Annotated in this window: 11 protein-coding genes; 9 read left to right on the top strand and 2 right to left on the bottom strand. The window is 51.7% G+C overall.

Translation table 11 applies throughout. The features are described 5' to 3' along the window. Positions 1 to 2: 2 nt before the first annotated feature. The 9 genes from atpD (at position 3) to phoU (ending at position 10600) form a co-directional block, all read left to right on the top strand. Positions 3 to 1385, top strand: a complete 1383-nt coding sequence (gene atpD / locus FEK46_RS06855) for a F0F1 ATP synthase subunit beta (RefSeq protein ID WP_000190506.1) — start codon at positions 3 to 5, stop codon at positions 1383 to 1385. A 20-nt stretch (positions 1386 to 1405) separates the two neighbouring features. Then, entirely contained in the window at positions 1406 to 1825 is a 420-nt protein-coding gene (locus FEK46_RS06860; RefSeq protein WP_001251965.1) for a F0F1 ATP synthase subunit epsilon, read from the top strand. A 388-nt stretch (positions 1826 to 2213) separates the two neighbouring features. Continuing rightward, on the top strand, positions 2214 to 3584 hold the full coding sequence (glmU, locus tag FEK46_RS06865; RefSeq protein ID WP_130261122.1) for a bifunctional UDP-N-acetylglucosamine diphosphorylase/glucosamine-1-phosphate N-acetyltransferase GlmU: 1371 nt from the start codon (positions 2214 to 2216) through the stop codon (positions 3582 to 3584). Between the two features lie 162 nt (positions 3585 to 3746). Continuing rightward, positions 3747 to 5576, top strand: coding sequence for a glutamine--fructose-6-phosphate transaminase (isomerizing) (gene glmS, locus FEK46_RS06870; RefSeq protein WP_135560334.1), 1830 nt, complete (start codon positions 3747 to 3749; stop codon positions 5574 to 5576). Between the two features lie 444 nt (positions 5577 to 6020). After that, on the top strand, positions 6021 to 7061 hold the full coding sequence (pstS, locus tag FEK46_RS06875) for a phosphate ABC transporter substrate-binding protein PstS (protein WP_130206820.1): 1041 nt from the start codon (positions 6021 to 6023) through the stop codon (positions 7059 to 7061). An 85-nt stretch (positions 7062 to 7146) separates the two neighbouring features. Further along, positions 7147 to 8106, top strand: coding sequence for a phosphate ABC transporter permease PstC (pstC, locus tag FEK46_RS06880; protein WP_000741620.1), 960 nt, complete (start codon positions 7147 to 7149; stop codon positions 8104 to 8106). Then, on the top strand, positions 8106 to 8996 hold the full coding sequence (gene pstA / locus FEK46_RS06885; protein ID WP_001251991.1) for a phosphate ABC transporter permease PstA: 891 nt from the start codon (positions 8106 to 8108) through the stop codon (positions 8994 to 8996). Before pstC ends, pstA begins: the two co-directional genes overlap by 1 nt. A 90-nt stretch (positions 8997 to 9086) precedes the next feature. Further along, positions 9087 to 9860 (top strand): phosphate ABC transporter ATP-binding protein PstB, encoded by a 774-nt coding sequence (pstB, locus tag FEK46_RS06890; protein ID WP_000063126.1) that lies wholly within the window; start codon positions 9087 to 9089, stop codon positions 9858 to 9860. 14 nt (positions 9861 to 9874) lie between these two features. Then, on the top strand, positions 9875 to 10600 hold the full coding sequence (phoU, locus tag FEK46_RS06895; protein ID WP_130206818.1) for a phosphate signaling complex protein PhoU: 726 nt from the start codon (positions 9875 to 9877) through the stop codon (positions 10598 to 10600). Between the two features lie 59 nt (positions 10601 to 10659). Here the strand turns inward: phoU and cbrC are convergent, their stop codons facing one another. Both cbrC and yieH read right to left on the bottom strand, forming a co-directional pair. After that, entirely contained in the window at positions 10660 to 11247 is a 588-nt protein-coding gene (cbrC, locus tag FEK46_RS06900; protein ID WP_131161516.1) for a PF03691 family colicin E2 tolerance protein CbrC, read from the bottom strand. 196 nt (positions 11248 to 11443) lie between these two features. Next, positions 11444 to 12109 (bottom strand): 6-phosphogluconate phosphatase, encoded by a 666-nt coding sequence (gene yieH, locus FEK46_RS06905; protein ID WP_135560333.1) that lies wholly within the window; start codon positions 12107 to 12109, stop codon positions 11444 to 11446. Positions 12110 to 12198 lie beyond the last annotated feature (89 nt).

Raw genomic sequence — 12198 nt, forward strand, 5'->3', positions numbered from 1 at the left:
AGATGGCTACTGGAAAGATTGTCCAGGTAATCGGCGCCGTAGTTGACGTCGAATTCCCTCAGGATGCCGTACCGCGCGTGTACGATGCTCTTGAGGTGCAAAATGGTAATGAGCGTCTGGTGCTGGAAGTTCAGCAGCAGCTCGGCGGCGGTATCGTGCGTACCATCGCAATGGGTTCCTCCGACGGTCTGCGTCGCGGTCTGGATGTAAAAGACCTCGAACACCCGATCGAAGTCCCGGTAGGTAAAGCGACTCTGGGCCGTATCATGAACGTACTGGGCGAACCGGTCGACATGAAAGGCGAGATCGGTGAAGAAGAGCGTTGGGCGATTCACCGCGCAGCACCTTCCTACGAAGAGCTGTCAAACTCTCAGGAACTGCTGGAAACCGGTATCAAAGTTATTGACCTGATGTGTCCGTTCGCTAAGGGCGGTAAAGTTGGTCTGTTCGGTGGTGCGGGTGTAGGTAAAACCGTAAACATGATGGAGCTTATTCGTAACATCGCGATCGAGCACTCCGGTTACTCTGTGTTTGCGGGCGTAGGTGAACGTACTCGTGAGGGTAACGACTTCTACCACGAAATGACCGACTCCAACGTTATCGACAAAGTATCCCTGGTGTATGGCCAGATGAACGAGCCGCCGGGAAACCGTCTGCGCGTTGCTCTGACCGGTCTGACCATGGCTGAGAAATTCCGTGACGAAGGTCGTGACGTTCTGCTGTTCGTTGACAACATCTATCGTTACACCCTGGCCGGTACGGAAGTATCTGCACTGCTGGGCCGTATGCCTTCAGCGGTAGGTTATCAGCCGACCCTGGCGGAAGAGATGGGCGTTCTGCAAGAACGTATCACCTCCACCAAAACCGGTTCTATCACCTCCGTACAGGCAGTATACGTACCTGCGGATGACTTGACTGACCCGTCTCCGGCAACCACCTTTGCGCACCTTGACGCAACCGTGGTACTGAGCCGTCAGATCGCGTCTCTGGGTATTTACCCGGCCGTTGACCCGCTGGACTCCACCAGCCGTCAGCTGGACCCGCTGGTGGTTGGCCAGGAACACTACGACACTGCGCGTGGCGTTCAGTCCATCCTGCAACGTTATCAGGAACTGAAAGACATTATCGCCATCTTGGGTATGGATGAACTGTCTGAAGAAGACAAACTGGTGGTAGCGCGCGCTCGTAAGATCCAGCGCTTCCTGTCCCAGCCGTTCTTCGTGGCAGAAGTATTCACCGGTTCTCCGGGTAAATACGTCTCCCTGAAAGACACCATCCGTGGCTTTAAAGGCATCATGGAAGGCGAATACGATCACCTGCCGGAGCAGGCGTTCTACATGGTCGGTTCCATCGAAGAAGCTGTGGAAAAAGCCAAAAAACTTTAACGCCTTAATCGGAGGGTGATATGGCAATGACTTACCACCTGGACGTCGTCAGCGCAGAGCAACAAATGTTCTCTGGTCTGGTCGAGAAAATCCAGGTAACGGGTAGCGAAGGTGAACTGGGAATTTACCCGGGCCACGCACCGCTGCTCACCGCCATTAAGCCTGGTATGATTCGCATCGTGAAACAGCACGGTCACGAAGAGTTTATCTATCTGTCTGGCGGCATTCTTGAAGTGCAGCCTGGCAACGTGACCGTTCTGGCCGACACCGCAATTCGCGGCCAGGATCTCGACGAAGCGCGAGCCATGGAAGCGAAACGTAAGGCTGAAGAGCACATTAGCAGCTCTCACGGCGACGTAGATTACGCTCAGGCGTCTGCGGAACTGGCCAAAGCGATCGCGCAGCTGCGCGTTATCGAGTTGACCAAAAAAGCGATGTAACACCGGCTTGAAAAGCACAAAAGCCAGTCTGGAAACAGGCTGGCTTTTTTTTTCGCGCGCCGCAGCGAGATTGGTTCTGCTATATCCTGCGCATTTTTATATCCCGCAATTAAACTCATTTTTATAATTACGCGAAATCCTTCGCTGATTTTCCTGTTTATTCATTGATCGAAATAAGAGCAAAAACATCAGCCTGACGCTTAAATGAAGGTGGTGTCTTACATTTATGAAGACAAAAGGCGTGACGATGGTCGAAAATGGCTCTTTCGCCAGCGGGGATAATCCGTTATTGAGCAATTTATCCCCTGTCCATTTCACGATGAAAAAAATGTAGTTTTTTCAATGTGAAGCGGTTTAAATTCGTTCTCAAATTACAGTCAGGACGCGTATGTTGAATAATGCTATGAGCGTAGTGATCCTTGCAGCAGGCAAAGGCACTCGCATGTATTCCGATCTTCCGAAAGTGCTGCATACCCTTGCCGGGAAAGCGATGGTTCAGCATGTCATTGATGCCGCGAATGAATTAGGTGCAGCGCACGTTCACCTGGTTTACGGCCACGGCGGCGATCTGCTTAAACAGGCGCTGAAAGATGACAACCTTAACTGGGTGCTTCAGGCAGAACAGCTGGGTACGGGTCATGCAATGCAGCAGGCCGCACCTTTCTTTGCCGATGATGAAGACATTTTAATGCTCTATGGCGACGTGCCGCTGATCTCTGTTGAAACACTCCAGCGCCTGCGTGATGCTAAACCGCAGGGCGGCATTGGCCTGCTGACAGTGAAACTGGATGATCCGACCGGTTATGGACGTATCACCCGTGAAAACGGCAAAGTTACCGGCATTGTTGAGCACAAAGATGCCACCGACGAGCAGCGTCAGATTCAGGAGATCAACACCGGCATTCTGATCGCCAACGGCGCAGATATGAAACGCTGGCTGGCGAAGCTGACCAACAATAACGCTCAGGGCGAATACTACATCACCGATATTATTTCGCTGGCGTATCAGGAAGGACGTGAAATCGTTGCCGTTCACCCGCAACGTTTAAGCGAAGTTGAAGGCGTGAATAACCGCCTGCAACTCTCTCGTCTGGAGCGCGTTTACCAGTCCGAACAGGCTGAAAAACTGTTGTTAGCAGGCGTTATGTTGCGCGATCCAGCCCGTTTTGATCTGCGCGGTACGCTAACTCACGGGCGCGATGTTGAAATTGATACTAACGTTATCATCGAGGGCAACGTTACTCTCGGTAATCGCGTGAAAATCGGCACCGGATGCGTGATTAAAAATAGCGTGATTGGCGATGATTGCGAAATTAGCCCGTATACCGTAGTGGAAGATGCTAATCTGGCAGCAGCCTGTACCATCGGCCCGTTTGCCCGTCTGCGCCCCGGTGCTGAGTTGCTGGAAGGCGCACACGTCGGTAACTTCGTTGAGATGAAAAAAGCGCGTCTGGGTAAAGGTTCGAAAGCCGGTCATCTGACTTACCTGGGCGATGCGGAGATCGGCGATAACGTTAACATCGGTGCGGGAACTATTACCTGCAACTATGATGGAGCGAATAAATTCAAAACCATTATCGGCGATGATGTCTTTGTCGGTTCCGACACCCAGCTGGTGGCTCCTGTAACGGTGGGTAAAGGTGCGACGATTGCTGCCGGTACAACTGTGACGCGTAATGTTGGCGAAAACGCCCTGGCGATCAGCCGCGTGCCGCAGTCGCAAAAAGAAGGCTGGCGTCGTCCGGTAAAGAAAAAGTAATTCTGGCTGGGTAAATCCGGCCTCCAGGGATGAGGAGATAACATAATCTCCCTCCCACAAGCAGTAACTATAAAAATAACCCCACTCTCTACAAGGCTCGGGGCGCCCGAAAAAACGGGCATACAGGTTGACCGACAACGATATAAACCGGAATCAAAAACTATGTGTGGAATTGTTGGCGCGATCGCGCAACGTGATGTAGCAGAAATCCTTCTTGAAGGTTTACGTCGTCTGGAATACCGCGGTTATGACTCTGCTGGTCTGGCCGTTGTTGACGCAGAAGGTCATATGACCCGTCTGCGTCGTCTCGGTAAAGTCCAGATGCTGGCTCAGGCAGCGGAAGAACATCCTCTGCATGGCGGTACGGGTATTGCTCATACTCGCTGGGCGACGCACGGCGAACCTTCAGAAGTGAATGCGCATCCGCATGTTTCTGAACACATTGTGGTGGTGCATAACGGCATCATCGAAAATCATGAACCGCTGCGTGAAGAGTTAAAAGCGCGTGGCTATACCTTCGTGTCTGAAACCGACACCGAAGTTATTGCTCATCTGGTGAACTGGGAACTGAAACAGGGCGGCACTCTGCGTGAAGCTGTTCTGCGTGCTATTCCGCAGCTGCGTGGCGCTTATGGCACGGTAATTATGGATACCCGTCACCCGGATACCCTGCTGGCGGCACGTTCTGGTAGTCCGTTGGTGATTGGCCTCGGTATGGGCGAAAACTTTATCGCTTCTGACCAGCTGGCGCTGCTGCCAGTGACTCGTCGCTTTATCTTCCTCGAAGAAGGCGATATTGCCGAAGTGACTCGCCGTTCGGTAACTATCTTCGATAAATCAGGCGCGGAAGTGAAACGTCAGGATATCGAATCCAATCTGCAATATGACGCGGGCGATAAAGGTATTTACCGTCACTACATGCAGAAAGAGATCTACGAACAGCCGAACGCGATCAAAAACACCCTTACCGGGCGTATCAGCCACGGCCAGGTGGATTTAAGCGAGCTGGGGCCGAACGCCGACGAACTGCTGTCGAAGGTTGAGCATATTCAGATCCTCGCCTGCGGAACTTCTTACAACTCCGGTATGGTTTCCCGTTACTGGTTTGAATCGCGGGCAGGTATTCCGTGCGACGTTGAAATCGCCTCTGAATTCCGCTATCGCAAATCTGCCGTGCGTCGTAACAGCCTGATGATCACCCTGTCGCAGTCTGGCGAAACCGCGGATACCCTGGCTGGCCTGCGTCTGTCGAAAGAGCTGGGTTACCTTGGTTCGCTGGCAATCTGTAACGTTCCGGGTTCTTCTCTGGTGCGCGAATCCGATCTGGCGCTGATGACCAACGCCGGTACGGAAATTGGCGTGGCGTCCACCAAAGCATTCACCACTCAGTTAACCGTACTGCTGATGCTGGTGGCGAAACTGTCTCGCCTGAAAGGTCTGGATGCCTCCATTGAGCATGATATCGTGCATGGTCTGCAGGCGCTGCCGAACCGTATTGAGCAGATGCTGTCTCAGGACAAACGAATTGAAGCCCTGGCGGAAGATTTCTCTGACAAACATCACGCGCTGTTCCTGGGCCGTGGCGATCAGTACCCGATCGCGCTGGAAGGCGCATTGAAGCTGAAAGAGATCTCTTACATTCACGCTGAAGCCTACGCTGCAGGTGAACTGAAACACGGTCCGCTGGCGCTGATTGACGCGAATATGCCGGTTATCGTCGTTGCACCGAACAACGAACTGTTGGAAAAACTGAAATCCAACATTGAAGAAGTTCGTGCGCGTGGCGGTCAGTTGTACGTCTTCGCCGATGAGGATGCAGGTTTTGTCGGTAGCGATAACATGCACATCATCGAGATGCCGCATGTGGAAGAGGTTATTGCACCGATCTTCTACACCGTTCCGCTGCAGCTACTGGCTTACCACGTCGCGCTGATCAAAGGCACCGACGTTGACCAGCCGCGTAACCTGGCAAAATCGGTTACGGTTGAGTAATTAATGGATGCCCTGCGTAAGTAGGGCATGTGACTGCTGACAAACGCAAAACTGCCTGATGCGCTACGCTTATCAGGCCTACGTGGTTACTGCAATATATTGAATTTGCACTATTTTGTAGACCGAATAAGAGGTTCACGCCGCATCCGGCATGAACAACGCGCACTTTGTCAATAATCTGATGCCCTGCTTTCGCAGGGCATTTTTCGATCCCCTCTCTCATCGTCTCATCTTCAGCTATTTTTAAACTGTCACAGAAAGAAAATTTTTCTGCCAAGCTATTGTCACTTTCACTTCTAACTTATTGATTTTTCACCAGCCAAAAAGAGTTTTCTTTCGTGTCATAAAACTGTCATAAACCTTACATATAACTGTCACCTGTTTGTCCTATTTTGCTTCTCGTAGCCAACAAACAATGCTTTATGAATCCTCCCAGGAGACATTATGAAAGTTATGCGTACCACCGTCGCAACTGTTGTCGCCGCGACCTTATCGATGAGCGCTTTCTCTGTATTTGCAGAAGCAAGCCTGACAGGCGCAGGTGCAACCTTCCCTGCGCCGGTGTATGCCAAATGGGCTGACACTTACCAGAAAGAAACCGGTAATAAAGTTAACTACCAGGGTATCGGTTCTTCTGGTGGCGTAAAACAGATTATCGCCAACACCGTTGATTTTGGTGCTTCTGACGCGCCGCTGTCTGACGAAAAACTGGCTCAGGAAGGTCTGTTCCAGTTTCCGACCGTAATTGGCGGCGTGGTGTTGGCGGTTAACCTGCCTGGTCTGAAATCTGGTGAACTGGTTCTGGATGGTAAAACCCTCGGTGACATCTACCTGGGTAAAATTAAAAAGTGGGATGACGAAGCGATCGTCAAACTGAATCCGGGTCTGAAACTGCCTTCACAGAACATCGCCGTGGTGCGCCGCGCAGATGGCTCCGGGACTTCCTTCGTCTTCACCAGCTACCTGGCAAAAGTGAACGAAGAGTGGAAGAACAAAATTGGTTCTGGCTCTACCGTAAACTGGCCAACCGGTCTGGGCGGCAAAGGTAATGACGGTATTGCTGCGTTCGTTCAGCGTCTGCCGGGTGCGATTGGTTACGTTGAATATGCTTACGCTAAGCAGAACAACCTGGCGTACACCAAACTGATCTCCGCTGATGGTAAACCTGTTGCGCCGACTGAAGAAAACTTCGCCAATGCGGCAAAAGGCGCAGACTGGAGCAAAACATTCGCTCAGGATCTGACCAACCAGAAAGGCGAAGATGCGTGGCCTATTACCTCTACCACGTTCATTCTGATCCACAAAGATCAGAAGAAACCAGAACAAGGCACAGAAGTGCTGAAATTCTTCGACTGGGCGTACAAAACCGGGGCTAAACAGGCGAACGACCTGGATTATGCCAGTCTGCCGGATAGCGTAGTTGAACAGGTTCGCGCTGCGTGGAAGACCAATATTAAAGACAGTAGCGGTAAGCCGCTGTACTAATAAAACTCCAGGCCGGATGAGGCGTTAACGCCGCATCCGGCATTACAAAATGACTTTGTAAACGCGTTTAACTGAAGAGTAACTTATGGCTGCAACCAAGCCTGCTTTTAACCCACCGGGTAAAAAGGGCGACATAATTTTCAGCGTGCTGGTAAAACTGGCGGCGCTGATTGTGCTATTGATGTTGGGTGGCATTATTGTCTCTCTGATCATCTCCTCCTGGCCGAGCATTCAGAAATTTGGTCTGGCTTTCCTGTGGACCAAAGAGTGGGATGCACCGAACGATATCTACGGGGCGCTGGTGCCGATCTACGGTACGCTGGTGACTTCGTTTATCGCGCTGCTGATCGCCGTTCCGGTGAGTTTCGGTATCGCCCTGTTCCTGACTGAGCTTGCGCCTGGCTGGCTGAAACGCCCGCTGGGTATCGCCATTGAGCTGCTGGCAGCCATTCCAAGTATCGTTTACGGCATGTGGGGCCTGTTTATCTTCGCGCCGCTGTTTGCTGTTTACTTCCAGGAGCCGGTCGGCAATATCATGTCGAATATCCCGATTGTCGGCGCGCTGTTCTCCGGCCCGGCCTTTGGTATCGGTATCCTCGCAGCAGGCGTGATCCTCGCCATCATGATCATTCCGTACATTGCGGCAGTTATGCGCGATGTGTTTGAACAAACCCCGGTGATGATGAAAGAGTCGGCCTACGGTATCGGCTGCACCACCTGGGAAGTTATCTGGCGTATCGTTCTTCCGTTCACCAAAAATGGGGTCATCGGCGGCATTATGCTGGGTCTGGGGCGCGCGCTCGGTGAAACTATGGCGGTGACCTTTATCATCGGTAACACCTACCAGCTCGACAGCGCCTCTCTGTACATGCCGGGCAACAGTATCACCTCTGCGCTGGCCAACGAATTTGCCGAAGCGGAATCCGGTCTGCACGTTGCCGCACTGATGGAACTGGGCCTGATCCTGTTTGTGATTACCTTCATCGTCCTCGCCGCATCGAAGTTTATGATTATGCGCCTGGCTAAGAATGAGGGGGCACGCTAATGGCTATGGTTGAAATGCAAACCACTGCGGCGCTGGCAGAATCCCGCCGCAAAATGCAGGCGCGTCGCCGCCTCAAAAACCGTATTGCACTGACGCTCTCGATGGCGACGATGGCCTTCGGTCTGTTCTGGCTGATCTGGATTTTAATGTCCACCATCACTCGCGGTATCGATGGTATGTCGCTGGCGCTGTTCACTGAAATGACGCCGCCGCCAAATACGGAAGGCGGTGGTCTGGCGAACGCCCTGGCGGGTAGCGGGCTGTTAATTTTGTGGGCCACGGTATTCGGTACGCCGCTGGGCATTATGGCGGGGATTTATCTGGCGGAATATGGTCGTAAATCCTGGCTGGCAGAAGTGATTCGCTTTATTAACGACATTCTGCTCTCCGCGCCGTCGATTGTGGTTGGTCTGTTTGTTTACACCATCGTGGTGGCGCAGATGGAGCACTTCTCCGGCTGGGCGGGTGTGATTGCACTGGCGCTGTTACAGGTGCCGATTGTTATCCGCACCACCGAGAACATGCTGAAACTGGTGCCGGACAGCCTGCGTGAAGCGGCTTATGCGCTGGGTACGCCGAAGTGGAAGATGATCTCCGCGATTACGCTGAAAGCGTCGGTGTCCGGGATTATGACCGGTATCCTGCTTGCGATTGCCCGTATTGCTGGTGAAACCGCGCCGCTGCTGTTTACCGCGCTCTCCAACCAGTTCTGGAGCACGGACATGATGCAACCGATCGCCAACCTGCCGGTAACGATCTTTAAGTTTGCGATGAGTCCGTTTGCGGAATGGCAGCAACTGGCCTGGGCCGGGGTGTTGATCATTACCCTGTGCGTACTGCTGCTGAACATTCTGGCGCGCGTTGTATTTGCGAAGAATAAACACGGTTAACACTTTGCCGGATGCGGCGTGAACGCCTTATCCGGCCTACGGTAAGCCTGATTAGCGAAGTGCATCAGGCACGATGAGGAAAAGATTGCAATGAGTATGGTTGAAACTGCCCCGAGTAAAATTCAGGTTCGTAATTTGAACTTCTACTACGGCAAATTCCATGCCCTGAAAAACATCAACCTGGATATCGCTAAAAACCAGGTTACGGCGTTTATCGGGCCGTCCGGCTGCGGTAAATCGACGCTGCTGCGTACCTTCAACAAAATGTTTGAACTGTATCCAGAGCAGCGCGCGGAAGGTGAAATTCTGCTCGATGGCGACAACATCCTGACCAACACTCAGGATATCGCTCTGCTGCGTGCGAAAGTGGGCATGGTGTTCCAGAAACCGACGCCGTTCCCGATGTCCATTTACGACAACATCGCCTTTGGCGTGCGTCTGTTTGAGAAGCTCTCCCGTGCTGACATGGACGAGCGCGTGCAGTGGGCATTGACCAAAGCCGCATTGTGGAACGAAACCAAAGATAAATTGCACCAGAGCGGTTACTCTCTCTCTGGCGGTCAGCAACAGCGTCTGTGTATTGCGCGTGGTATCGCCATTCGCCCGGAAGTGCTGCTGCTCGACGAACCGTGTTCGGCGCTCGACCCCATCTCTACCGGGCGTATTGAAGAGCTGATCACCGAACTGAAGCAGGATTACACCGTGGTGATCGTAACCCACAACATGCAGCAGGCCGCGCGTTGTTCCGACCACACGGCGTTTATGTATCTGGGCGAATTGATTGAGTTCAGCAACACGGACGATCTGTTCACCAAGCCAGCGAAGAAACAAACAGAAGACTACATCACCGGTCGTTACGGTTGATTCAGGAGTGCGTTATGGACAGTCTCAATCTTAATAAACATATTTCCGGCCAGTTCAACGCCGAACTGGAAAGCATCCGCACGCAGGTGATGACCATGGGCGGCATGGTGGAGCAGCAGCTTTCTGATGCAATCACCGCGATGCACAACCAGGACAGCGATCTGGCGAAGCGGGTCATCGAAGGCGATAAAAACGTCAACATGATGGAAGTGGCAATCGATGAAGCCTGCGTGCGCATTATTGCCAAACGTCAGCCGACGGCGAGCGACCTGCGTCTGGTGATGGTTATCAGTAAAACCATTTCCGAGCTGGAGCGTATTGGCGACGTGGCGGATAAAATCTGTCGCACTGCACTGGAGAAATTCTCCCAGCAGCATCAGCCGTTGCTGGTAAGCCTGGAATCACTGGGGCGTCACACTATCCAGATGTTGCATGACGTGCTGGACGCGTTTGCGCGCATGGATATTGACGAAGCGGTGCGTATTTATCGTGAAGATAAAAAAGTCGATCAGGAGTACGAAGGGATTGTTCGTCAGTTGATGACCTACATGATGGAAGATTCGCGCACCATTCCGAGCGTACTTACTGCGTTGTTCTGCGCACGTTCAATCGAACGTATTGGCGACCGCTGCCAGAATATCTGCGAGTACATCTTCTACTACGTGAAGGGGCAGGATTTCCGCCACGTCGGCGGCGATGAGTTGGATAAATTGCTGGCAGAGAAAGATTCGAAAGCGTAACGCTAAGCGTGCGCTGCACCAGGCACTCTGTCCGGTAAAACTTACCGGACAGAGTAGCATTACGAAAAATCGCCCCACAGTCTCAGCTTGCCGCAGTGGAGACAGCGGAACAGATACCCCTGACAATCACCGCCGTTTTGCAAACATTTAGCTAGATCTGAATTTTTAATACCGAAATTTTCACAATCTTCTTCAAGATTGGCAAATTCATCGAGGCGATCTTTTATCTCATTCCAGCCCACATAGCCGATAAAAGCACAGAAATCGCCACAATGTGCGAGCCAGAATTCCTGCTGCCATCCATGATAACCTGGCGTGCGTTCAACCAACTCTTTCAGCATTTCGTCAGGATATGTGTTCTTAACACCAGCAAATTCGTCCTCTTCATCATACTCAAATTCAACGCCTTCGATATTTGTATCATCCTGAAAACTACCTGCAAACTTTTCTGCCGCAGAACCGTCCGCAATGCACCACGGACAGAGATATTCAACTTCATCAACACAATAAAAAGGACCAGAGTAATAAACTGACGTCGGTTGTTCACAGCAATCGCACTCTACGGTTTTATCCTGCTTAAACGCGCCTGTTTCCAGTGATTTTGGATGATATTTGAATAGGGGTAACGGCCTGATATTTTGAGTCATAGAAACATCCTGTCTGCTTTTGAGTAGCCCCAAGATAAAGTATCCCGCTTAGCTTAAAGAGTCTGTTTTCGGACATTAAATACCGAATCCTGGTAGACGCGTGATGCATTACCCGACGTTGAACTGACATATCAAACTCCCTTTGCTTACCTTTGAGCGCCTTGCCGGGTGGAGTAAGTGAAGGGAGTTTGAAGCGTTATGCCGTAATATCCCAGCCTCGTGCCTTCCAGAGTGCAGGTAACTGCGCCAACTCGGTAAAGGTGGTGACTTTCGGATGAACGATCGGCTTATTGTGCGGGTCAGCGCAGAAGTAAAACACCTCCATACCGGCATCGATTCCTGACTGCGCACCGGCGCTGGAGTCATCGACCAGAATGCAGTTTTCAACGTTCACATTCATCGCTTTTGCCGCATGGAACATTAACGCCGGGTCGGGCTTCCAGTGTTGGATGTCATAGCCACTGAACAACTTTTCCGGGAAATAGTGCAGCATATTGAGCTTACCAAGCGAATGCTGCATCTTGCTGACCGGACCGTTAGAGACGACGCACATCGGCACTTTCACACTAGCCAGCAATTCGTTCGCTCCTGCAATCACCTCAAGCTCGCTATCAAACAGGCGCGCCACTTCCGCACGGTAAACGTGTTCGGCATCGGCACGGACTATTTCTACGCCCTGTTCTTTGCTAATGATGTCGATGATTTCGTAGAGTTTTACGCCTTTAAAGCGGGTAAAAATTTCTTCAAGGTCAACGTTAATGCCAAATTCCCTGAACATCGTGACATAGGCTCGAGAGCAAATAACCTCACTGTCGACCAGCGTACCGTCGCAGTCGAAAAATACCGCTTCTATCTGGGACATGTCTTTCCTTTATCGTTAGTTTAACGTTTTCGTCAGGCATATTCGCATGACGCAATCGTTGCCGTATAAGCAAATACAATGAAAAAAAG

Source organism: Escherichia sp. E4736 (assembly GCF_005781225.1).
GTDB lineage: Bacteria > Pseudomonadota > Gammaproteobacteria > Enterobacterales > Enterobacteriaceae > Escherichia.

Excerpts from the sequence above, each read along its gene's own strand:
- glmS (WP_135560334.1), top strand. The coding sequence starts at position 3,747 with ATGTGTGGAATTGTTGGCGCGATCGCGCAACGTGATGTAGCAGAAATC.
- yieH (WP_135560333.1), bottom strand. The coding sequence starts at position 12,109 with ATGTCCCAGATAGAAGCGGTATTTTTCGACTGCGACGGTACGCTGGTC.
- phoU (WP_130206818.1), top strand. The coding sequence starts at position 9,875 with ATGGACAGTCTCAATCTTAATAAACATATTTCCGGCCAGTTCAACGCC.
- pstC (WP_000741620.1), top strand. The coding sequence starts at position 7,147 with ATGGCTGCAACCAAGCCTGCTTTTAACCCACCGGGTAAAAAGGGCGAC.
- pstA (WP_001251991.1), top strand. The coding sequence starts at position 8,106 with ATGGCTATGGTTGAAATGCAAACCACTGCGGCGCTGGCAGAATCCCGC.
- atpD (WP_000190506.1), top strand. The coding sequence starts at position 3 with ATGGCTACTGGAAAGATTGTCCAGGTAATCGGCGCCGTAGTTGACGTC.
- pstB (WP_000063126.1), top strand. The coding sequence starts at position 9,087 with ATGAGTATGGTTGAAACTGCCCCGAGTAAAATTCAGGTTCGTAATTTG.
- cbrC (WP_131161516.1), bottom strand. The coding sequence starts at position 11,247 with ATGACTCAAAATATCAGGCCGTTACCCCTATTCAAATATCATCCAAAA.
- FEK46_RS06860 (WP_001251965.1), top strand. The coding sequence starts at position 1,406 with ATGGCAATGACTTACCACCTGGACGTCGTCAGCGCAGAGCAACAAATG.
- glmU (WP_130261122.1), top strand. The coding sequence starts at position 2,214 with ATGTTGAATAATGCTATGAGCGTAGTGATCCTTGCAGCAGGCAAAGGC.
- pstS (WP_130206820.1), top strand. The coding sequence starts at position 6,021 with ATGAAAGTTATGCGTACCACCGTCGCAACTGTTGTCGCCGCGACCTTA.